The following is a 21,167-nucleotide window of genomic DNA, read 5'->3' on the forward strand; positions in this document are numbered from 1 at the left end:
ATGGGGCCTGCCGTGCATAACAGGCCTACCCGTGTAACTCTTGGTGGGCTCGGGTACCTCCTCGAGCAATTCGGTTTTATCGGATTGTAATTACAGAGCTATGTCTGTCACAGACGGGTCGTTTCGGACCGCAACTCGTGGTCACGGAGCCCGAAGTCGTCGGTACGAGTCCGGGAGACCCTGCGCGTTCTCTCCGGATAGGCCGACGACGACGTAGTCGGCATCCCGACCGACGTAGGCGAGGAGCCTGCGAACGTGCTCGGCGTCGATGGCCTCGACCGAGTCGAGAACGAAGAACGGGACCTCGTCGGACACCTCGTGGACGAGGTAGCCGGCGACGGCGAACACGAGACCGATAAGCTCGCGCTCGGAGGCCGGGAGGTGGTCGATAACGTCCTCGTAGACGGTACCATCGTCCGTCCGGCGCTCGATGTGCGGGACGAACCGCCCCGCGGGAGCCGCGTCCGCGTCATCGAGAGAGTCTCCGTCGTTCCGTCGCTCGATCCAGAGACGGGCGAGGCGGTCGTATTCGAGGGCGTCGAGAACGTCCGCCATTCGGTCGTTGAACGCCGAGACGGCCGCGCGTTCGAGTCGTTCGATACGACCGCGAAGCTCGCCGATTCGGTCGTCAATTCCGTCCTGCCGTGCTTCGAGGTCCGCCCGTCGGTCGAGTTGGGCTTCGAGGGAATCGAGGTCATCGACGACGGCGGCGCGCTCCTCGCGTCGCCGTTCCAACTCGAACTCGACCCGGGTGACCTCCCGGTGGGCAGCGAGGACCGCGGCGCGGTCGTCCGCCTCCGCGGCCCCGGCGTCACGTCTCAGGTCGGCGATATCCGATTCGAGGTCGTCGCGTCGGGCTTCGAGGTCCTCGACTTGCGCCCGGCGCTCGGTGCGCTCGCGGCGTAACTCCTCGCGTCGTGTTTCGAGGTCGCGTCGCCGTCGTCGCTGGTCTTCGAGTTCCGACCGGCGTTCTTGCAGTCGTTCGAGACGCTCGGTGAGTTCGGCGCGCTCCTCGCGACGGTCGTCGCGGAGCGTCCGGAGTTGGTCGAGCGTCGATTCGATGCTCGCTTCGGGGACGGAGGTCCCGCACGTCCAGCAGACGACCCGGCCGTCGCCGTCGGGCCCGCCGTCTTCGCCCGCGCTCGTGGCGACGGGCGATGTCCCCGACGTGAGGAACTGCTCGTTGAACCGTAGCGTTCGCTGAACGTCGGTGATATCCGCGTCTAACCGTCGTTTTCGCACGCGCGACTCGGAGAGTTCGTCGGTCAGACCGTCGAGTTCGCCGGCGGGGTCGGCGGGACACGACGCGAGTTCCGATTCGACCTCGCCGAGTTCGGCGTCGAGCGCGTCAAGTGACTCCCGCTGGGCCTCGAGTTCGAACTGGGCATTGTCGAGCGTCGCGTTCAACTCCCGTAATCGGTCCGCTCGCGCCTCCGCGTCCGGCGTATCGGTGTCGGTTTCCCTCCGCGCGTCAGCGTCGGCGTCGACCGCCGACGGCTCGATGCGAGCGAGCGCTTCTCGTCGGTCTGCCAACTCGGCTTCCAAGCGCTCGACAGCCGCGTCAAGTTCGTCGCGGCGCTCGCGGAGTCGCGGGCGCTCGGATTCGAGCGCGGACAGCTCCGCGATTCGGTCGTCTAACTCGGCGCGCTCGGCGCGGAGGTCGGCGATTTCCTCGCTGACGGCGTCGGTGTCGACCGAGTGCGTGACGAACTCCCGCAGGTCGCGGTCGCCGGTCACCGCCTGCCGGGTCTCGTTGGAGCCGAGCAGGAACGCGAACAGGTCCGCGGTCGTCGAGTCTTCGAGATACGGGTCGCCGGACGCGACGACGCGGTCTCCCTCCCTCACGAACGCCCGCGTGTACACCTCGCTCTCGACGGCGAGTTCGACCCGGCCGCCGTCAGCGCTCTCCTCAAATGAGGGTTCATCGCTTCCCAGCGCGGCCGCGAGACCCCACAGGAGCGGTGTTCGGTCGGCCGCGTTCCGTCCCGCGACGACGGAGACGCCGGGCTCGAACTCGACGGTCGCGTCGTCGAGACCGGCGAATCGCGTGACGGTCAGGCGGGCCGGTCCGTTCGTCGTGGCCATACGATGTTCGACACGGGGGTCCGTGAAAACAGTTGGTGACGCTTCCAAAACTCGTTCCAACGCTATCATTGGAACGTGTCTCTTGTCCCGGGTGCCACAAACACGTTCCAAAGCTATCGATGGAACGCTTTTCGACCCGAGAGCTCGCGAGAGTTCGGTCGTCACTGGTCGCTCCATACCGCGGTTCGGAAAGCGCGAAACGGACTACTCGCAGTCGCAACCGCCCCGGTCGATGAGGTCGTCGACCGTGTACTGGGAGTTACAGCCCGGGCAATGGACGCGAACGTCGACGTACACCTCGGCGGTCTCGGGGTCGACGTCGAGTTCGCCGGCGGCCGCGAGGTCGGACAGCGACCTGTCGGTGACGCGCTCGACGCGACCCAGCAGGCGTCGAATGGTTTGGGACCGGCGCTCGCTGAGGTCTCCGTTGTCGCGGTCGGTCTCCGACGGCGGCGTCACGCCGCGGTACGAGGTGAGATACGTCCGCATCGCCCGGTGCGAGACGAAATCGGTCTCGAGTCGCTCTACGTCGACGCCGGCGCGTTCGAGTCGGCGGACCGCCTCCGTTCGCGCCCCGCTCGAAACGCCGTCGTCGGTGAGCACGCGGTACAGATTCTCGACCTCGCCGTCGATGACGCGCTCGTTCCGCTCGTCGAGCGCCGCGCGGAGGAGCCGTCGGTTGAACGCGTCGGCGAGGTCACGGAGGCTCGACCGCGCGTCCGCCTCGGCGGTCCACCGCCGTTCGAGCTCCGCGCCGAACCCGTCGAGACCGCGCTCGCGGAGCAGTCGGCTGACCTTGCTTTCGGGGCCGCGCTTTCCACCCGGGGAGTCGTGTGGGTCGCTCACTACCGACTGCTATTCGGGGAGTACACATATGCTTGACGCGCTGTGAGACGCGATACCGGGGAAGGTCAAAAAAGGTACAAAGGCGAAGTCGAGACGGGGCGTCAGTAGTTAGCGGCGTCGCCGCGGCCGGTCGACGCCCCCCGACCGGCCGGCGATTCGCGGTCCGAGTGCACGGCGGCGAAGTCCTCTCGGTCGTCCGCGTCGACGTCCGTCACCGGGCGCGACGTCGAGGACGAGGATTCGGTGTCACTGACCCCCTCAGTGACTCGGTCGGCGGGGGAGGTCGCGGCGTGTTCGGCGAGTTTGAGCCTGACGGCGACGGTGACACCGCCGTCGGGGTCGTTTTCGACCGCGACGGTTCCGTCGAACTGCTCGACGAGCGCGGCGACGAGCGAGAGACCGGACCGAGACTCGGGAGAGCCCGCGACGGTCTCGCCCGCGTCCGGGAAGGCGTCTTCCGGGAACGGCGGGCCGTCGTCGGAGATGCGAACAGTCACGGTCTCCGCGCCGCGCTCGGCGCGCAGGCGGATTCGCGGACGCTCGGCGTCCGCCCGCTCAACGGCCGTGACGAGGAGGTTTCGGAAGACCGCGGAGAGCATGCTGTGGGCGAGGACGTCCACGTCGGGGAGGTCTCCGGAGACGACCACGTCGGCGTCGTGCGCGGCGCGAGCCTTCCGAAGCTCCGTCTCGATGGTCTCGGCCAGCGGCTTCGGTTCGAGGTCGGCGGTCCGCTCTGAGGTGAGCACGTCGGTGAACTGCGCCGTACTCTCGGTGAGGTCGATGATGCCGTTGCTCGCGGCGACGATGTTCTCCAGCCGCTCGTCGGCCGCCGACCCCGCCTCCTTCCGAACGACCGACGCCCACCCGCGGATGACCAGCGCGTCGTTTCGGATGTCGTGGTGGAGGACACGGTTGAGGACGGCGAGCTGTTCGCGCTGTTGGCGGAGTTCGGTCTCCCGTCGCTGACGCGCGACGGTCCACCGGTAGATGCCGAACACGAGGAGCGCCGCGCCGACCGCCTGTGCACCGTCTTCGAACAGATAGCTGAACCAGACGGGCTGTTCGACGAACTCGTCGAGGAAGTCGGTCAGCGCGAACAGGTACGAGGCCGCGACGCCGCCCGCCAGCGGGTAGAAGACAGACGGTGCGTGTACTCGTCGGACCACGAATAGGCACGCGAAGAGGACGGCGACGACGACGCCCTCGCCGACGAGGTCGAGCGCTGTCGTCGTCGGGTCCGGCGGGAGCACCACGACCTGCGCGCCGACCGGGATAACCGACCCGACGGCGACTACCCACGGGAGGAATCGATGTGCGGCTCCGGTGGGTTCCTCGCCCGTCGATTCCGGTTCGGTAGCGGGTATTCTCTCCGTCCGAGCTTCGGAGTTCATCTCGGGACACCACGCCCCGAGCGCCTCCCGCGGACGACCGTCGGCTTCTGTTTCGTTCGCATACTCTCGTCGACGGCGATGACCGACGAAGTGGTTGCTATGTGGATTGTCTGCCTCACTTTCCGTTCGGTAGCTGCACCCTGTGTTCGGTAGTCGTACGGAGCCGTACAGAGTCGAAAATAGTCCGGGGTCGCCGAGCGTCGGTCAGGTAAACACCCAGACTGCGGCGACGAACAGCAGCGACCCGAAGACGAAGGTGACGTCTCGCGTCCGAACCATCATGCCCTCGGTCCGGAGGGACTGACTCTGTTCGTCGCCCAGCGAGCGCGAGAACCCCTTCGTCTCCATCGCCTCCACGGTGACCCGCGCGCGCTTCGCCACGTTGAAAATCAGCGGGTAGAACGCCTTGACGGAGAGCGTCAGCAGGTAGTAGAAGTAGCGCCACCTGAACAGCCCCTGCTTTTCGGGTACCTTACTTCGAAGGCGGAAGGAGTTGATGAGCGCGTGGTACTCTTCGACGAGAAGCGGCATCATCCGGTAGCCGTACGCGATTGCGAACGTGAGCTGTCGGGGGACGCCCAAGCGCAACATCCCCTTGCTGAGTTTCTGCGGGCTCATCGCCGAGAAGACGGCGAGGCTGATGACCGAGATAATCGTGAGCTTGAGGAAGAACGGGACGAGCGCCCCGACGGCGTCGATGCCGACCTCCTGGCTGGTCGTGGCGGTATGGATACCCCGGCCGACCGCGGCCGCGACGATGGTCCCGGTCTCGGCGAACACGCTCGCGTCGCCCGCCATGACGCCCGCGACGACCCGACCGGCGTTCTCACCCAAGTGACCGACCGCCCGAATCGTCCCGCCGATGAGCGGGACCAACACCACGAAAAAGCCGACGTTGGTGACTTGGCCGAACAGGAGCAACGCGAGCAGGTACTTGCTGACCTGCGAGAGCGCGGCGAGCACGAAGGCCGCCGCGAGCAGGATGGCCAGCGGAAGCGTGTCGTAGAACAGCCACGGGATAATCATGAACAGTACGGTCCACAGCAGGACGACTCGCGGGTCGAAGCTGTTCAACAGCGCGTCCTCGTTGTCGTAGGCGGTCCGCATCAAGTCGACCTTGATGTCGGCGACCGAGATGTCGGTGAGCGCGTCGACGTACTTCATCGCGTCCCTCCGCTCGACTCGCCTCCGGGGCTGACATCGGCGACACCGTCGTCGGCGAGTGCGTCGTCCTCGAACGACCGGGCTAGCGTCTCACACATCGATTCGGTGCTAAGCGCGGGGGATTTCAGCCCGAGTCGCCGGCTCAGTTCGACCACCTGCGGCTGTCGCAAATCGGTCGCTGCGAGGAGGTTCGGGTCGGAGAACACAGCCTCCGGCGGTGCGTCCGCGAGCACTTCGCCCTCGCCCATGACGAGGACGCGATTGGCCCACGCCGCGACCAGTTGCAGGTCGTGGGAGGCGACGACGACAGTTTCGACGCGGCTCTCGGCCTTCCGGAGCATTCCGGTCACCTCGCGGCGGCTCTGGAGGTCGAGACTGCCCGTGGGCTCGTCCAAGAGGACGACCGTCGGGTCGGTCGCAAGCCCGATTCCCAGCGACGCGCGGCGCTGTTGGCCGAGGCTCATCAGGCGGCCGTCGCGGTCCGCGAGGTGTTCGAGGTCCAGATACGCGAGAATCTCGTCGACGCGTTCGTCCACGTTCGGGGCGTCGCGGTTCTCGAGGTAGTAGGCGACGTCCTTGCGGACGGTGTCCTCGACGAACATCTCCTCGGGGTTCTGGTGGATGTAGACGGTGTCGTCGGCCAGTTGCTCGGGGAGCGTCTCGCTCGTGTCGCGCCCGAGGACCGTCACCGTCCCTCGGTCCGGGGACGCTAACCCCGTAATCAACCGCAACAGCGTCGACTTCCCGGACCCGTTGGCACCGACCAATGCGACCCGGTCGCCCTCGTACAGTTCGAGGTCCAGCCCGTCGAGCACGCGATTGTACCCCTCGCGAAGCGTCGGGTAGCCGTGACCGACGTCCCGCATCGTCACTACCGCGTCCCCGTCCCGCTCGCGCTCGGTCAGCTCGGCGGCGTCTGTACCTGTTGCCACCGCGCCGCCGTCGACGGCGGCCCGAGAGCCGCACGTCGCCGCGGGTTGAAACGCCGTTGCCGCCTCGTCGACGGTCACGGGATACCGACCGCTGGGCAGGGTTCCCACTTCGGTCGGCAGGCCGTCGGCGATTTGTGTGACCTGCGGCGGGTGGATATCGTGGGCGAGCAGGTCGTCGAGCCTGTTGAGCCCGACCTCGACCGGCTCTTTCCAGGCGACCCCGCCGTCGGAGACGAGCACCATCTCGTCGCAGTAGTCGGCGATGAACTCGGAGTGGTGTTCGATGACGATCACCGTCTTGTCCCGCTTCTCGTTGAGTCGTCGGAGCTGTTCGTACGTTTCGCGGGCGTTTCGGGGGTCGAGCTGTGCGGCGGGCTCGTCGACGAAGATGAACTCGGGATCCATCGCGAGCACCCCCGCGAGCGCGACGAGGTGTTGTTGGCCGCCGCTCAACTCCCAGATGAACCGGTCTTCGAGGTGGTCGAGACCGAGGGTTTCGAGGGCGCGGGTCGCCCGTTCGGCGTAGTCGTCGAGGCCGTAGTTGAGCGGTGCGAACTCCACGTCGTCGCGGACCGTCTCCTGGACGAGTTGGTTCTCGAAGTCCTGGAAGACGTAGCCGACCGTCTTCGAGAGTTCGGCGACGTCCGACTCGCGGGTGTCGGTGCCGGCGACGGTGACCCGCCCGTCGAACGTCCCCTCGAAGAAGTGTGGGATGAGGCCGTTGAACGTCTTACACAGGGTCGTCTTTCCGCTGCCGTTGCCACCGACGACGGCCGTGAACTCGCCCGGCTCAATCGTCACGCTCGCGTCGCGCAGTACCGCCTCGTTGCCGCCGGGATACTGAAACGTCAGGTTCTCGACGACGATGTTGTTGCTGCTCATAAAAACAAAGCGATGGGGTTCAGTCCTGCAGGCCGCCGACCTTGCGCTGGCGGTAGGCGACGAGCCCGAACGAGATGACCGCCGCGATGGCAATCGGCACGAACAGGAACGCTTGTCCGTACGTTTCGACGAACTCCGGCGTGAACGTGATGAGCCCGCCGCTGGTCTCGCTCAGCGTCTCGAACGCGAACGCGACGGGAATCAGCGCCACCCACGCAATGAGTCGCTTCAGGGACGTGCGCGTGAACATCGGGCCGTCGCGCCCCTCGACGGGACTCATGCCGAGTAGCGGTTCGATCTTCCCGCGGAGCCGCGGGTAGAGGAACAGGGTCGGAATCGCCCCGAAGACGACGCCGGCGATGATAATCTGAAGCAGGGCACCGATTCCCTCGGTGGCCCACACGGTCTCGGGGAGCCACGAAATCGCTTCGAGCTCTTCGACGCCGATGTAGAACTTCCCGACGTCGATGAACCACGCCGCGGTCTCTTCCATCGCCTTCGCGAGGAAGCCCAGCGCCGCGATTTGCTTGACGTCTTTCGGGTCCGTGATGAGCGACATCACGAAGAACCACGACAGCGTGACGACGATTAGCCCTTCGACCGCTCCGAGCGCGCTGAAGTCACCGATGAGAATCTCTCCGAAGACGATGCCGCCGACCGGAATCGCGAGACAGGCCCAAAACGAGCGGAACAGGAGGACGACCGACATCGCAACGAACCAGAACGGTCCGATGGAGACGCCTAACCCGCCTATCGAGAACTCCGGCAGGAGCTCCGTAATCATGCTCTGCAGACCGTGTAGCGACATGACGAGGATGAACGCCATCATGTCCCTATGGTCGAAACTGAACGCACTACTCGAGTTGTTGGACGTTGTCACCATCCGGGTGGTGGTGGTTAAGCAACCTGTTTAACGCTTGGTATGAGTATGACGTACGACTGTATATCGGACTGTACTCTGTGGAGTGGTCGGTGGCAGTACATAGCAATCGCGTCGATATATTGCGCTCTGGATTCCCTCCGGACGTACTTCGGACGCTCTGCGGTTGCGGCGCTCGCGGACCGATTCGGGTGCTCCTGAGTGACTGTTCGCGTCGAAAAATGAACTGAGCGGTGGCGACGCCGACACCAACACCGACACCGACGCCGACCGTCAGGCGTCGGTCGCGCCCACGCAGCGCTCGACGTCTGCGCGGGACTTCATCTCCAAGACGTTGTACGGGGCGTCGATGTCCGCGGCCACCGACCGGAAGGACGGAAGCGGTTCGTGCGCGTCTTCCGTCCCGTCGTTGTCGTGGAGGTGCGCGACTTGGATTCGGTCGCCGAACCGCTCGACGAACCGTCGGTAGTCGACGCCGGTCGCCTTCGCGTGGCCCACGTCGAGCGTCAGCTTCAGGAACTCGCCGTCGACGCCGACGTCGTCGAGGAACGCTGCGAGTCGGTCCGGAGTCGCCGTGTGCCGACGCGTTCCCGGTTTGTCGCGCTGGTTTTCGAGACAGACCGGAACGCCCGCCTCGGCGGCGAATTCGGCGCACTCGCGGAGCGTCTGGACCGCCTGCGCGCGGGTGTGCTCGCGGACGTGTTCGGGGTACCGAGCCCGAACCGAGCCCCCGTGGACGATGACGCCGCCGGCGTCGATTGCCGCGGCGAGCTCGATTGCCTCTTTGGTCGCCGCGACCGCGGCTTTCCGAAGGCGCTCGTTGACGTTCCCGGGGGCGACGTCGAGGTGCGGGCCGTGGACCGTGTAGCTCACGTCGAACTCCTCGGCGACCGCCCGCAGGCGCTCGGCGTCTCGCTCGTCCGCCCGAACGTCCAGATAGCCCGCACGGAGTTCGACGTGATTCAGGTCGAATCTGCGGAGGAACTCGGCGAACGACGCGACGTTGGCCGCATAGCGGATGTCCATCGACGCGCCGAACCGCGGTCGCTGGACGGGCGTCGCCTCAGACATCGACTTGGCTCGCGGGAACGAGGCGGTCGCCGCGGAGGACGGGCACGACCGAGCGAGAGTCGATGGCCGTCTCGAACTCGTGGAGGTCGCGCCGCCGAATCTCGTGTTTCTGTTCGTATCGCGGCCCTTTCGCCGTCACGAGGAGGCGCGCGTACCGCTCGCGGTCGCGGTCGGTGAGGCCGTCGCCGTGGAGGTAGTCGTCGATGAGCGCCGCGCCGAGCGTGTCGTCGGGTGTCGGCTGACCGCTCGACCCGCTGGCGACGATCGTTATCGGTCGCCCGCGGTCTTCCAAGAGGTCCGCGACCGCCGCGGCGTTCGTGTAGCCGCCGACGAACACCTCGACATCGGGACCTCCGCGCTCGCGGAGCGTCGAGACGGCGCGCCCGCCGTTCGTGGAGGTCATCGCGGTCGGTCGCCCGTCGAGGTCCAGTCGCTGGACGTAGCTCGGCGAGTTGAAGAAGTCGTAGCCGGGGTTCGGCTCGTAGTCGTCGGTCTTGCCGCCGCCGATGAGACACTCGGGGTGGTCCTCCTGATACGCCGGTTCGTCGCCGCGTTCGTCGGTCACGTGGACGTACTCCGCACCGAGCGCGAGCAGTTCCGCCACGGTCGCCGAGAAGTGGGTCACGTCGACCACGACGTAGTCGCCCGGAGCCGGTTCTGCCGGGATGTTCTCACAGCCCTCTATCAATGTCTCTGCGAACACCGCTGTCTGTCGTCCATCTGCGGACATAGCCCACGTTCTCTACAACACCTACAAGTCAATTGCTAGTAGCGATATATATCGAACCGTACTGTCCGTAGTTCGCTTCGCCCGCCGGTAGTTCCCCGGCAATACGACTCGTCACTCGCGCGTACCGCGTCGTTCGGTCGTGTAGAACCGTGTTCGAATCGACGGATAGCGGGCTCGCGACTATCGCTTCGATAAAAATTGTAAGAAAGTAAGACTAAAATATAACTGAAAAATTACATATCTAACTCACCAGTTATATCCCGAAATTAGGCACCGAACGTGCCGTCACTCGAGAGCTACCCGAGCCGCTTCGGCTGCGTTCTCGCACCACGACTGCGAGTTCGACCCACTTGATAGTATCTGCGGGAAACGGCTTAACTACGGCCCAAGAATACGTTTTCAAGTACAAGCGTCGTCGGTAGGTTACTCGCACTCGGTAGCGCGGTTCTCCGGGGCGAGCGTTACAGACATTCTCCCGGTTAAACGTGTGAAGCTGCTGAAAAGACTGGTTACGACGAATGGGAGGGGTTCAATTGCGAACGTCTCGCGTCCGTCACGGCGGGTCGGGAAGCGCGTCCGAGTGGTGTCGCAATCTCACAACGGCAGTCCTCAGACTCAGTGACAAATATATCAGATACCATATATTATTACTATACGAGTATTGATTTTCGAAAGCTGCGGTTTCGGTCTCCGGTTCGGTACCAACGCCGGCCGACGCCGACAGCGTCTTTGACCGCCGGTCCAACGTCGATTCGAAATGGTTCTCGCCGCCGAACGACTCCGCCGGTTCAAGACGCCGCTCCGCTACGTGATGGGCGCGCTCTACGTCCTCGCCGGAGTGCTGCACTTCGTCGTGCCGAACGCGTACGCGCAGGTCGTCCCGCCGGTCTTCCCGGCGGCGCTCGCGCTCGTTTACATCTCGGGCGTCGCCGAAATCGTCCTCGGCGTCGGCGTCGTCTTCCGCCGCACCCAACGCATCGCCGCGTGGGGACTCATCGCGCTACTGGTCGCGGTCTTCCCCGCGAACGTCTACATGGCGACGAGCGATATCGTGCTCGAAGGTGTTCCGGCGTCACTTCGGGAGCCCTCCGACGCCGCCCTGTGGCTCCGACTGCCGCTTCAGGGCGTGCTCGTCGCGTGGGCGTGGTGGTACACTCGCCCGGAGTCCGACGGCGGCGTCGACTCGTCGTCGAACCGGTGACAGTCATCGAGTGGATTGGTGTCTACCCCCACGCTGTCCGGCTGTTTTCGGAACCGAACGGAACTGATTCAAGCGCGCCGGTGCGAGCCGTAGCCGATGACCGAAGACGACACTCACGACCACGTCGTCCCCGGGAGCGACGAGGCCATCGATTCGGCCGACGTTCGGGGCTACGACTTCGACGGCGCGTTCGACTTCGACGAGTTCCTCGACGCGTACGCGACGACCGGCTTTCAGGCGACGCAGCTCGCCGAAGCCATCGACATCGCCGAAGAGATGCAAGACGCGGACGCGACCGTCTACCTGACGTTCACCTCGAACATCATCTCGTCGGGGCTGCGCGAGGCCGTCGCCTACCTCGTCCGCGAGGGCTTCGTCGACGTACTCATCACCACCTCCGGCTCGCTGACCGAGGACGTCATCAAGACCGCGAAACCGTTCAAGATGGGCTCGTGGGACGCCGACGAGGGCGAACTCCGCGAGCGCGGCATCAACCGCCTCGGCAACATCTATGTCCCCTCCGACCGGTACATCTGGCTCGAAGAGTACCTCTACGACTTCTTCGAGGACTTTTTCGCCGAAGAGAAGGTGCGGACGCCGACGGCGTTCGCCCGCGAGCTGGGCGAGACGCTCGACGACGAGCACTCGGTGTTGAAGCAGGCGGCCGACAACGACGTACCGGTCTACTGCCCGGCGCTCACCGACGCCGAGGTGGGCAACTTCCTGTACTACTACCGGCAGGGCTACGACAAGGACGTCGGCATCGAGATTCTCGACGACTACGACTCGCTCATCCAGAACGGGCTGCTCGCCGACGAAACCGGTCTTATCGCCGTCGGCGGGGGCGTCCCCAAGCACCACGCCATCATGACGAACCTCTTCCGCGGCGGCGCGGACTACGTCGTCTACATCTCGACGGGGATGGAGGGCGACGGCTCGCTGTCGGGTGCGCCCCCGAACGAGGCCGTGTCGTGGGGGAAAATCAAGGACCACGACACGAACTACACGCAAATCGAAGCCGAGGCGACGCTCGTCTTCCCGCTTCTCGTTGCGGGCGCGTTCAAGAACTAGCGGGACTCCGTATCCTATTGTTCCCTTTGTAGCGCTATGTTGGAGTCTCAGCCGTCGAAACGGCTACGTTAGGCTCATAGCAATTCCCTTTAGCGGCCGGTCGTGTTGCCCGAGTGATGGTATCAACCAGGAGAAGTTTCATCGGGGGTTCTGCCGCGGCGTTGGCGGGTCTCGCCGGCTGTCTGACGACGAGTAATTCCGAACGTGACGCCTCTTCGACTGGCTCCGGCGGCGGCGACGCGGAGACGTACGAGGTCGGGTATCAGGACTTCCAGACGAACATCGAGGCCACCGCGTTCCCCGATACGCTGTACTTCTACTGCGTGCAGTCCGGGTGGATGAACTGGCCGTCGCTTATGCAGTCGTTCGAGGATTCCTACGGCGTGGCGGTCCACGACGACGATCGCTCGTCGGGCGAGGCGCTCCAACACATGCGCTCGCACTCGAACAACATGACTCACTCCGGGTACAACGGCGGCTACACCTACGGCATCGTCGCCCGGAACGAGGGCTTTACACAGGCGTACAAGCCGCAGGGGTGGGACAAAGTGCCGGACACGCTCAAGACCGACGACGGGCACGTCACGGCGACCCGCCGGGTAACGACGGCCGTGACCTACCGGAAGGACATCTACGAGGAACGCGGCCTCGACGAGCCGACCACGTGGGAGGACCTGCTCCAGCCCGAAATCATGCAGGACCTCGCACTCCAGACCCCGCAGGCGGCGGTCGGGCTCGCGGCGGCGCTGTCGGTCAACAACGCCCGCGGCGGCAGCATGGACGACCTTCAGCCCGTCATCGACTACTACGAGCGGATTCAGGAGGGCGGCGCAGAGTTCACCGACAACTTCCTCGCGCAGTTCTCCCGCGGGGAGTACGCGACGTTCGTCCGGTACGACTACTCCGGGCTCGACCTCAAGTACAACAACGACGAGGTCGCAGAGGAGAACGTCGGCGTCGCGCTCTTGGGCGGCGAAAACGGCAATAAGGGCGCGCTCAACATGCCGTACGGCTACGCGCTCTTGGAGGGCGCGCCGAATCCGGCGGCGGGCAAGCTGTTCATGGACTACGTCCTCTCGCTGGAGGGCCAACAGCAGTTCCTCGACGCCTACGTCAGGCCGATTCGCTCCTCGGAGCTGGAGCTTCCCGACGAGTTCATCGACCCTGCCGAGTACGACCGGACGGAGTTCCAAGTCGACTACGGTCAGTTGGTCGACCGGCAGGAGGACATCATCCGAGAGATAACGCGCGGCGCGAACATCTGAGGATGTCCGACCGACACGCCGAGAACAGTCCGCTCTCGACGCTCCGGGCGCTCACGGCGCGGGTGGTCGGCGCGTTCGAAACCGTCGCGAACCCCGTCACCGAGCGAGAGCGCGAGTACCGCCGCATCGTCGCGCTGTGCGCGCCGTTTTCGGTGCTTCTGCTCGTCGCGGGCCTGTATCCCCTCTCCGAAGTCGTTCGCATCAGCGTCTCGACGGCCCAGTACCGGTCGGTCGGGTTCTCGCTCGACGCCTACGCGACGCTGTTCGGCGACCCCTACTACCGACAGGTGGCGTTCAACTCCCTGTGGCTGGCCACCGGGACGACGCTCGTCTCGGTCGGACTCGCCGTCCCCATCGCGCACGCCCTCGAAAAATATGACCTCCCCGGCGAGGACCTCCTCGTCACGCTCGTCTCGTTTCCCATCAGTCTCCCCGGCATCGTCGCCGCGTTCATGATTCTGGTGCTGTTCGGGAACAACGGCGTCGTCACCGCGGTCACGGCCGCCCTCACCGGGGCTCGACCCACCGACCTTGCGTTCGCGGTCAGCGTCCCGGGACTGTTCGTCGCCTTCGTGTACTCGATGGTGCCGCGCGCGACGCTCATCCTCCGCGGGACGTACGCCGAGGTCGACTCGGCCGCCGAGGAGGCAGCCCAGGCGCTCGGTGCGACGCCGTTCGAGACGTTTCGGTACGTCACGCTCCCGCAGATTCGACCGGGCATCACCGGCGCGCTGATTCTCACGTTCCGGACGGGACTAGCGATTTTCGGGACGCTCGTCGTCATCCAGACGCTCGTCGTTTGGACGCTCCAGCTCTCGCGGGAACTCGGCGTCGGCTACGACGTGCAGGTCGCCGGTGCGATGGCGACCGTCTACTTCGCGTTCACGTTCCTGTTCACCGTTCTCGGACTTCGGTACACCAGCGCGGAGGTCGGGATATGACGTTGTCCCTCTCGCGTCGATTCGGGCGGTCTATCGTGACGCTGGCCCTGTTCGCGACGGTCGCGTTCCTCATCGCACCCATCGTCCTCACCGTCGTCGCCTCGTTCGCGACGAGTTGGACCGGTGTCCTCCCATCGGGGTTCGTCACCTTCGAGAACTGGCGGGCGGTGCTGGGGCTCGCGGACACGATTGGCTCACAGCGCAGCATGGGATGGCGCCCCCTGTTCAGGCTCCCGCTCGGCGGCGAGACGCTGACGGTGTTGGTCCCGACAGAGTTGGCGTTCAGCATCGGGCTGGCGCTCGGCGGCGTCCTCATCAACCTCGTCGTCGGCGTCCCCATCGCGTACGCGGTCGCTCGCTACGAGTTCCCGGGGAAAGAGTGGGTCAACGCCGTCTCGGTGCTCCCGCTCGTGCCGGGTGTCATCTTGGGCGTCGCGTTCCTCCGGGCGTATCCGGACCTCTCGGCGACGAGCTTCGGGCTCATCGTCGGCTACTCGCTCTTGAAAGCGCCGTTCATGGTGATGGCAGTCCAAAGCGAGTTCGAGTCGATGCCGCTGCGGCAACTGGAGGAATCGGCTCGCTCGCTGGGCGCGTCGTGGCCGCGGACGTTTCTGACGGTCATCGTACCGAACGCCCGCTCGGGTATCGTCTCGGGAGCCATTATCTGTTGGGCGCTCGCGGCCGCGGAGTTCAACTTCTCGTACATCGTCTGGGCGAAAGGTACCCAGCCGCTGGCGCTCTTCTTGCAGCGACACATCTCGAACAGCTCGTTCACCAAGGCGGCGGCAGCCGTGTCGATGTTCTTTTTCATCATCGTCGCGGTCACCCTCCTCCTACAGCGGGTCGGTCGCCGCGGATTCGACACCAGAGGTAGCTAATGGCAGACGTGACACTAAACGCGGTCCGAAAGGACTACGACGACACGACGGCGCTGGACGGCGTTTCGCTTACCGTCTCGGACGGCGAGATTCTGGGCGTGCTCGGCCCCTCGGGGTGCGGGAAGACGACGACGCTTCGAACCGTCGCCGGCTTCGAGACGCCGACCGACGGGACGGTCAGGTTCGACGGCGAGGACGTGACGAACGTCCCCCCGGAGAACCGAAACGTCGGGTTGGTGTTCCAAGAGTACGCCCTGTTCGACAACATGACCGTCGCCGAGAACGTCGCGTTCGGGCTGAAGATGCGAGGCGTCGGGAAGCGCGAGCGGCGGAATCGGGCCGAGGAACTGCTCGAAATGCTCGACATCGGCGAGATGGGCGACCGCGACCCGACGACGCTCTCCGGCGGCCAGCAACAGCGCGTCGGGCTGGCGCGCGCGCTCGCTATCGAGCCGAACATCCTCCTGTTGGACGAGCCGATGACGGGGCTCGACGCCCAACTGAAGGCGCGCCTGCGGACGGAAATCGGCGCGCTACTGGCGGAGTTGGACGTCACCGGACTCTACGTCACCCACGACCAGGAGGAGGCGATGGTGATGTGCGACCGGGTCGCCGTATTGAGCGAGGGTCGCGTCGAGCAGGTCGGAACGCCCCGTGAGATATACGAGTCGCCGGCGAACGAGTTCGTCTCGGAGTTCGTCGCGCTCGACGCGCCGGACCTTCCGTTCGTTAGGTGGTGATTCGCGGGGGCAAGAGACGCGGTTGTGGACGGCGAAAAGCCGAGGACACGGTCACCTCGGTCCGACCGCGGCACCGACCCGCTAGCGCTAGCTTCGAATCGCTTCGACCGGGCGCTTGTTGGCGGCTTTCCACGCCGGATAGATGCCGCTGAGAACGCTCGCGAACGCGCCGAACCCGAAGCCGATGAGCAGGTATCTCGCGCTCGCCCACCGGAACACGAGCATCGGCGAGCTGTAGAGCGCGTTGTACAGGACCGCGCCGATGAGCGCCGACAGCGCGGCACCGACCGCGCCGCCGATGAGTCCCAGCAGCGTCGCCTCCGTGAGAATCATCCGGAGAACGTCCTGTCGGCGGACGCCGACCGCGCGGAGCACGCCGATTTCGCTCCGGCGTTCGATAGTGCTCATCAGCATGATGTTCAGGATGCTCACGCCGGCGACGACGAGCGATATCGAGCCGATGCCGAGAAGCACCAGGTTCAGAGTGCTGAACAGCGAGCCGACGCGCTGATTGAGGCCACCGAACGACGACGTTCGGACGACTTCCTCGCCGGTGTTGAACCGGGCCTCCGTCGCGTTGGCAAGGTGCTGGGCCGCGTCGCCGTCCTCGGCGATAATCGTCACCGAGGAGTAGCCCTGTTTGTCGAGCGCCGGCGGCGAGACCACGACGCCGCTGGAGCGGAAGCCGATGCCGCCCTCCGCGAGAATCGCGCGGACCTTGTACGACTGGTCTCCGACGATGACGAGGTCGCCGACCGTGACGTTCAGCTGCGCCGCCGTCTCGTTGTTCAACAGAACGCCCGTGCGGAACGGCTGTGGAATCGTCCCTCGGTGGGCGCTATACAGGTCGCTCGGATGGGTCACCTGCTCGATTCTCGTATAGGTCTCGGCGGTGTGCGACGAGGCTTGGAGGCTCCCTTCCTTGATGGGAATCACCGTCGCGTTCGAGGCGACCTCCCTGATGGCGCTGACCTGCGCTTCCGTCAGGTGTCGCTGGTCGGCGTCCTCTCCGGGCATGACCGTCGCCTGGTTCGTGATGTCGCTGAACTGCTGGGCCGTCCCGTACCTGAGCGCCGAGCCGGTGATACCGAGTCCGGCGATGGCGACCACACCGATGACGATTCCGAGCGCCGCTAAGACGGTCCGAAGCCTGTTACGCCACAGGTTCCGCCAGGCCATGACGACGCTCGGGAATCTCTGTCTGGGGTCCACTCAGCTCACCGCCTGACTCCGTCGACCAGTTCGACCGTCCGGTCGGCGTAGTTCGTCAACTGTTCGTCGTGCGTGACCGCCGCGATGGCGACGTTCTCCTCGTTTTTCATTCGGGTCAGTTCGTCGAGGATGGTCGCACCGGTGTCTTGGTCGAGGTTGCCCGTCGGCTCGTCCGCGAGGATGATGTGCGGTTCGTTCACGAGGGCGCGAGCGATGGCGACACGCTGCTGTTGGCCGCCCGAGAGCTGATTCGGCTTGTGCGAGAGGCGCTCACCGAGACCGACGCGGTCGAGCAGTTCTCTCGCTCGGTCCGTCCGGTCGACGGTCGAGTCCCACATCGAGGGGACAGTAACGTTCTCTACCGCGGTGAAAATCGGAAGCAGGTGGTACGCCTGAAACACGAAGCCGATACTCTCCCGACGGTGGTCGGTGAGTCCGTCGGTCCCGAGGTCCGTCACGTCTTGACCGTCGAGGGTGACTGTGCCCTCAGTCGGCGTGTCGAGTAGGCCGATGACGTTCAACAGCGTGCTCTTCCCGGACCCGGAGGGGCCGATAATCGCGACCATCTCACCGCGGTTGACCGCGAGGTCAACGCCTTTCAGCGCCGCTATCTCCTCGTCCCCGTTATTGTATCGTTTCACGACGTCGGAGAGTTCGATGACGCTCATCGTCGCTTCCAGAGGACGTACGCGCCGCCGCCGAGCGCGACAACGGCGACGAGAGGCAGGACAAGCCCGCCGAGACCGCCGAGCGCACCACCCGACCGGGGCTGTGGCTGTGAACGTCTGTCGGAAGGGCCGGCCCCTGCCTGATTCGGACCGCCCATGTTCGGAGCCGGTCCCGCCGCGGCTCCCGCGCCGGCGCTCGTCGAACTGAGGTTGACTGTCACGGTGTCGGTCCGGCGCTCGCCGTCGACGAGATACCGAACGCGAATCGGGACCTCCGTCGCGTCGCTCTTCGTTCGCGTTATCAGCTCGAACGTATCGAACTTACTGTCGTTGACCGCGCCGACGAAGTACTCGCCGGACGCGCCCATCGGACTCACCGACGCCGTGTCCTCGACGCGCAACAGGACGGACTTGACGTTCGTCCCGCCGACGTTGGCGGCGTCGCCCTGGATCGTGACGATGCCGTCACCCGACGTCTCGACGCCGACGAGTTGGATTCTCCCTTCGAGTTGGTCCTCATCGGACTCGTTGACCACGCTGAACACGGTTTCGTCGGAGACTGTCTTCGGAGACCCGTCGTTCGTGGTGTAGGTCGCCGTCGCGTTGAGCGTCTTCGGTCCGGCCTCTTCGAACGTCACGTTGTATCGGAACGTCCGGTCGACACCGGGGTCGATAGAACCGGTCACTCGTTCGGGGTCCACGACGGACCCGTTGCCGGAGAGCTGCAGCCGAACGGTCGAAATCGCGTTGGAATCGCCGTTGGCAACCGTCACGTTGACCGGCGTGTCGGTGTTGGCCGTCGGCTCGGACGCCTGCACCGAGACCATGACCGAACTCCGCTTCGTGACGGTGATCAAAAGCGGGTACTTCAGATGCTGGGTGTCACCGCTGTCGGACCTGACGACGGCGTGAACCCGGAGATTGTGGGTACCGACGTCCGAAAGCGACAGCGAGAGGGGCACGGAGAGCGTGTTCCCGGGTGATATCGACCCAACATCCTCGACCCGAGCGTGTTCCTCCGTGCCGCTGACGGAGCGCACGTACATGTCGGTCAGCGTGATGCTATCGGAGCTCGTCGCGACGTTCGTGACGTTCGTCGTCACGGTGAACTGCTGTCCCGGCGAAGGGTTCTCCGTCGAGACGTAAGCGCCGGATATCGACGCCTTCGCCTGCTCGGCCGAGGTGAGACCGACGGAGGCGACGCCGGCGTTCACGACGACGGCGAGCAGCAGCGCGAGCGAAACGACTCGTGTTCGTCTCATACACTCCCTCTCGATGAGGGGTAGTTCGGGGACTCAGCGGTCGATGCGACTAACGCGGCACCCTGTTTCGTACGGTGCCGTTTGGAGTTGTGGTGGAGGGCTACGTTCCGCATTCGTGTAACCAAAAAATGTCTACTGTTAATTATTTTCTGGTTGACTAATCTACTTCACCCCCGACCCTCGTTCCCCGCGTGCGGTTTCGAGGGCTCCGACACCAAGCGGAACTCTCGGGCGACACTCGGCGACTGCCCGCCAATTCCCGCGGCGTCCGGCGGGAGGTGGGGAAGTCGGTACTCTCGACCGTCGCGTTCCACCCGGAGCGTCTCGGTTCCGAACAGTCGGTCGGTGACAGTCCGAGCGCGCTCCATCTCGGCGCGCGACTCGCGGGAGAGTCGCCATTGTGGCCCGAGCAGTCGGTCGTAGCCGACGAGTTTCTCACCCCCGATTTCTTCGCTGGCGGTGCGGTACTCCATCGCCAGATACCGGAACGACCAGTCGAAGACGCCCAGCGCGGTGAACGCCCCAGCGACTACCACCGCTCCCCCGAGCAGTTCGACCGCGACGCCGTCGGTCGTCGCGGTGCTGAGCAGGCCAAACAGCGTCAGCGCCCCACCCAGTACGAGCGCGAGCGGGGAGCGGAGCCCGCGGACGACCCCACCCACGACGACGGCCGCGGGCTTCGGTCGGACGATTTCGGACCCGTCCCGCGAGCTCTCGATTCGCTCCCACTCGGGAGTGTCGGGAGCGAATCCGAGTTCGACCGACGTGCGCTCGTCGAACGCCTCCAGTCGGTCGCGGTAGACGCCGACGATGTCGGCGAGCAGTTTCACCGCGAGCACGAACGCCAGCACGAACGGCGGGGGTGCACCCGCGATGACGAACCCCCCGCCGATGAGGAGCGCCGAGCCGGTCCCGGCCATCGACGTGAGCGCCGACCGAAGCGGCTGCTGCGGCGGGACCGACGCGTAGGTTCCACCGAGTAAGTACCGACCCACGTCGACGGCTCGGCCGAAGACGACGGCGACGACTCCCAGGCCGACGGAGAGTGTTTCGGCGTCGGTCATCGCCGTGCCCGTGGTCTCCCCGACACCCCCGACACCGATTGCACCGAAGAGGGCCCAGCCCACGCTGCCGACGGCGAGGGTCATCAGGATGGCCGGGAGATTCGCGACCTGAATCGACAGCGGTAGGACGGGGAGACTGATTCGCCCGCGCTTTTCCGACAGGGCACCGAACACGAGCCACGAGAAGCCGTCCGCGTTGTAAGTCGGCTTGCCCTCCGCGAACAGCGCTTTCACCGCGGCACCGACGAGGCACGCGCCGAGTTCGACCCAGTAGACCGCCAACAGCGCCACGAGCGACCAGTCGAGCGCGAGCACGCCGACGAGCGGGACGGCGTTGACCGCCATCAACACCGCCACCTTCGCTCGTCGTCTCTCGCTGGGTGTGAGCATTGTTGATAGAGAGACATTTCCCCCGGGGCAGTTAGGTGGTCTGACTCGCGTCGGGCGGTCGGAACCGCGTTTCCGCGCCCGGAAAAAAGATTGATGTTGTCAACAAATTATCTAGAACGCGTGCGTCCCTCCATTCGATACCTCGCCTCCCTCGTCGTCGGCCTCGTTGTCGCCGGTGTGGCCGTCTCGGCCCCCGACGCGCCGGGATTGTTTCCCGTGGCAATCGCTCCGCTGTACGCGGCGACGACCGCGCTCGTCCTCCGTCACCGCGACGGGTGGAAGCGACTCTTCCGGTTCGGAGACCAACGCTGGAGCGACCGAAAGCGGGGTGCGATCGGGGGCGGCATCGGCGCGCTCAGTTTCTCGCTGCTGCTCTCCCTCTCGGTCCCGGCTGGAATCACCGGAATCGGTCTGATGTTCTTCGGACAGGCGCTCACGGTCGCCGACTACGAGTCGCTCCCCGAGTAGTGGCGCGCCGTCGAGGCGGTTGGAGG

The 21,167-nt window shown here is 65.3% G+C and carries 19 protein-coding genes; 7 read left to right on the plus strand and 12 right to left on the minus strand.

The genetic code is table 11. The features are described from left to right. Positions 1 to 141: 141 nt before the first annotated feature. The 8 genes from C5C07_RS15965 to C5C07_RS16000 form a co-directional block, all read right to left on the minus strand. The gene (locus C5C07_RS15965; protein ID WP_115805528.1) at positions 142 to 2,085 is read right to left on the minus strand and encodes an archaea-specific SMC-related protein; all 1,944 of its coding nucleotides are present in this window, start codon (positions 2,083 to 2,085) and stop codon (positions 142 to 144) included. 204 nt (positions 2,086 to 2,289) lie between these two features. Beyond that, entirely contained in the window at positions 2,290 to 2,931 is a 642-nt protein-coding gene (gene rdfA / locus C5C07_RS15970; protein ID WP_115805529.1) for a rod-determining factor RdfA, read from the minus strand. A 101-nt stretch (positions 2,932 to 3,032) separates the two neighbouring features. Next, positions 3,033 to 4,322 (minus strand): sensor histidine kinase KdpD, encoded by a 1,290-nt coding sequence (locus tag C5C07_RS15975; RefSeq protein ID WP_115805530.1) that lies wholly within the window; start codon positions 4,320 to 4,322, stop codon positions 3,033 to 3,035. Positions 4,323 to 4,526: 204 nt separating this feature from the next. Continuing rightward, positions 4,527 to 5,486 (minus strand): energy-coupling factor transporter transmembrane protein EcfT, encoded by a 960-nt coding sequence (locus C5C07_RS15980; protein WP_049968662.1) that lies wholly within the window; start codon positions 5,484 to 5,486, stop codon positions 4,527 to 4,529. Next, positions 5,483 to 7,300: an ABC transporter ATP-binding protein gene (locus tag C5C07_RS15985; protein ID WP_115805531.1), complete on the minus strand. Its 1,818-nt coding sequence runs from the start codon at positions 7,298 to 7,300 to the stop codon at positions 5,483 to 5,485. Before C5C07_RS15985 ends, C5C07_RS15980 begins: the two co-directional genes overlap by 4 nt. 19 nt (positions 7,301 to 7,319) lie before the next feature. Next, positions 7,320 to 8,126, minus strand: a complete 807-nt coding sequence (locus tag C5C07_RS15990) for a hypothetical protein (RefSeq protein WP_049968823.1) — start codon at positions 8,124 to 8,126, stop codon at positions 7,320 to 7,322. Positions 8,127 to 8,453: 327 nt separating this feature from the next. Beyond that, on the minus strand, positions 8,454 to 9,251 hold the full coding sequence (locus C5C07_RS15995) for a sugar phosphate isomerase/epimerase (RefSeq protein WP_115805532.1): 798 nt from the start codon (positions 9,249 to 9,251) through the stop codon (positions 8,454 to 8,456). Further along, on the minus strand, positions 9,244 to 9,981 hold the full coding sequence (locus C5C07_RS16000) for a 2-phosphosulfolactate phosphatase (RefSeq protein WP_115805533.1): 738 nt from the start codon (positions 9,979 to 9,981) through the stop codon (positions 9,244 to 9,246). Before C5C07_RS16000 ends, C5C07_RS15995 begins: the two co-directional genes overlap by 8 nt. A 757-nt stretch (positions 9,982 to 10,738) precedes the next feature. Between C5C07_RS16000 and C5C07_RS16005 the strand changes: the two genes are divergently transcribed. The 6 genes from C5C07_RS16005 to C5C07_RS16030 all read left to right on the plus strand — a co-directional run bounded on the left by C5C07_RS16005 (position 10,739) and on the right by C5C07_RS16030 (position 16,077). Further along, on the plus strand, positions 10,739 to 11,182 hold the full coding sequence (locus tag C5C07_RS16005; RefSeq protein WP_115805534.1) for a DoxX family membrane protein: 444 nt from the start codon (positions 10,739 to 10,741) through the stop codon (positions 11,180 to 11,182). 96 nt (positions 11,183 to 11,278) lie between these two features. Then, complete coding sequence (locus tag C5C07_RS16010; RefSeq protein WP_115805535.1) at positions 11,279 to 12,253, plus strand: deoxyhypusine synthase; 975 nt, start codon at positions 11,279 to 11,281, stop codon at positions 12,251 to 12,253. A gap of 161 nt (positions 12,254 to 12,414) precedes the next feature. After that, complete coding sequence (locus C5C07_RS16015; protein ID WP_115805536.1) at positions 12,415 to 13,518, plus strand: extracellular solute-binding protein; 1,104 nt, start codon at positions 12,415 to 12,417, stop codon at positions 13,516 to 13,518. A gap of 2 nt (positions 13,519 to 13,520) precedes the next feature. Next, complete coding sequence (locus C5C07_RS16020; RefSeq protein ID WP_115805537.1) at positions 13,521 to 14,459, plus strand: ABC transporter permease; 939 nt, start codon at positions 13,521 to 13,523, stop codon at positions 14,457 to 14,459. Next, on the plus strand, positions 14,456 to 15,337 hold the full coding sequence (locus tag C5C07_RS16025; RefSeq protein ID WP_115805538.1) for an ABC transporter permease: 882 nt from the start codon (positions 14,456 to 14,458) through the stop codon (positions 15,335 to 15,337). Before C5C07_RS16020 ends, C5C07_RS16025 begins: the two co-directional genes overlap by 4 nt. Beyond that, positions 15,337 to 16,077, plus strand: a complete 741-nt coding sequence (locus tag C5C07_RS16030; RefSeq protein ID WP_115805539.1) for an ABC transporter ATP-binding protein — start codon at positions 15,337 to 15,339, stop codon at positions 16,075 to 16,077. Before C5C07_RS16025 ends, C5C07_RS16030 begins: the two co-directional genes overlap by 1 nt. 87 nt (positions 16,078 to 16,164) lie before the next feature. Here the strand turns inward: C5C07_RS16030 and C5C07_RS16035 are convergent, their stop codons facing one another. The 4 genes from C5C07_RS16035 to C5C07_RS16050 all read right to left on the minus strand — a co-directional run bounded on the left by C5C07_RS16035 (position 16,165) and on the right by C5C07_RS16050 (position 20,673). Next, the gene (locus C5C07_RS16035) at positions 16,165 to 17,256 is read right to left on the minus strand and encodes an ABC transporter permease (RefSeq protein WP_233510415.1); all 1,092 of its coding nucleotides are present in this window, start codon (positions 17,254 to 17,256) and stop codon (positions 16,165 to 16,167) included. A gap of 38 nt (positions 17,257 to 17,294) precedes the next feature. Beyond that, positions 17,295 to 17,957: an ABC transporter ATP-binding protein gene (locus tag C5C07_RS16040; RefSeq protein ID WP_049968655.1), complete on the minus strand. Its 663-nt coding sequence runs from the start codon at positions 17,955 to 17,957 to the stop codon at positions 17,295 to 17,297. Beyond that, positions 17,954 to 19,219, minus strand: coding sequence for a hypothetical protein (locus C5C07_RS16045; protein ID WP_115805541.1), 1,266 nt, complete (start codon positions 19,217 to 19,219; stop codon positions 17,954 to 17,956). Before C5C07_RS16045 ends, C5C07_RS16040 begins: the two co-directional genes overlap by 4 nt. A 167-nt stretch (positions 19,220 to 19,386) precedes the next feature. Next, complete coding sequence (locus C5C07_RS16050; RefSeq protein ID WP_233510416.1) at positions 19,387 to 20,673, minus strand: DUF6498-containing protein; 1,287 nt, start codon at positions 20,671 to 20,673, stop codon at positions 19,387 to 19,389. Positions 20,674 to 20,793: 120 nt separating this feature from the next. On the opposite strand from C5C07_RS16050, the gene C5C07_RS16055 reads away from it, so the two are divergent. Next, complete coding sequence (locus tag C5C07_RS16055; RefSeq protein WP_115805543.1) at positions 20,794 to 21,141, plus strand: hypothetical protein; 348 nt, start codon at positions 20,794 to 20,796, stop codon at positions 21,139 to 21,141. Positions 21,142 to 21,167 lie beyond the last annotated feature (26 nt).

The sequence above is a fragment of the Haloferax sp. Atlit-4N genome, from assembly GCF_003383025.1.
In the GTDB taxonomy this organism is placed as follows: Archaea; Halobacteriota; Halobacteria; order Halobacteriales; family Haloferacaceae; genus Haloferax; species Haloferax gibbonsii.

Bases quoted from the DNA above. Each gene is read 5' to 3' on its own strand.
- C5C07_RS16000 (WP_115805533.1), bottom strand. From the start codon at position 9,981: ATGTCCGCAGATGGACGACAGACAGCGGTGTTCGCAGAGACATTGATA.
- C5C07_RS15985 (WP_115805531.1), bottom strand. From the start codon at position 7,300: ATGAGCAGCAACAACATCGTCGTCGAGAACCTGACGTTTCAGTATCCC.
- C5C07_RS15990 (WP_049968823.1), bottom strand. From the start codon at position 8,126: ATGGCGTTCATCCTCGTCATGTCGCTACACGGTCTGCAGAGCATGATT.
- C5C07_RS16025 (WP_115805538.1), top strand. From the start codon at position 14,456: ATGACGTTGTCCCTCTCGCGTCGATTCGGGCGGTCTATCGTGACGCTG.
- C5C07_RS16050 (WP_233510416.1), bottom strand. From the start codon at position 20,673: ATGCTCACACCCAGCGAGAGACGACGAGCGAAGGTGGCGGTGTTGATG.
- C5C07_RS16035 (WP_233510415.1), bottom strand. From the start codon at position 17,256: ATGGCCTGGCGGAACCTGTGGCGTAACAGGCTTCGGACCGTCTTAGCG.
- C5C07_RS16005 (WP_115805534.1), top strand. From the start codon at position 10,739: ATGGTTCTCGCCGCCGAACGACTCCGCCGGTTCAAGACGCCGCTCCGC.
- C5C07_RS15965 (WP_115805528.1), bottom strand. From the start codon at position 2,085: ATGGCCACGACGAACGGACCGGCCCGCCTGACCGTCACGCGATTCGCC.
- C5C07_RS15980 (WP_049968662.1), bottom strand. From the start codon at position 5,486: ATGAAGTACGTCGACGCGCTCACCGACATCTCGGTCGCCGACATCAAG.
- C5C07_RS16045 (WP_115805541.1), bottom strand. From the start codon at position 19,219: ATGAGACGAACACGAGTCGTTTCGCTCGCGCTGCTGCTCGCCGTCGTC.
- C5C07_RS16040 (WP_049968655.1), bottom strand. From the start codon at position 17,957: ATGAGCGTCATCGAACTCTCCGACGTCGTGAAACGATACAATAACGGG.
- C5C07_RS16030 (WP_115805539.1), top strand. From the start codon at position 15,337: ATGGCAGACGTGACACTAAACGCGGTCCGAAAGGACTACGACGACACG.
- C5C07_RS16020 (WP_115805537.1), top strand. From the start codon at position 13,521: ATGTCCGACCGACACGCCGAGAACAGTCCGCTCTCGACGCTCCGGGCG.
- C5C07_RS15975 (WP_115805530.1), bottom strand. From the start codon at position 4,322: ATGAACTCCGAAGCTCGGACGGAGAGAATACCCGCTACCGAACCGGAA.
- C5C07_RS16010 (WP_115805535.1), top strand. From the start codon at position 11,279: ATGACCGAAGACGACACTCACGACCACGTCGTCCCCGGGAGCGACGAG.
- C5C07_RS15995 (WP_115805532.1), bottom strand. From the start codon at position 9,251: ATGTCTGAGGCGACGCCCGTCCAGCGACCGCGGTTCGGCGCGTCGATG.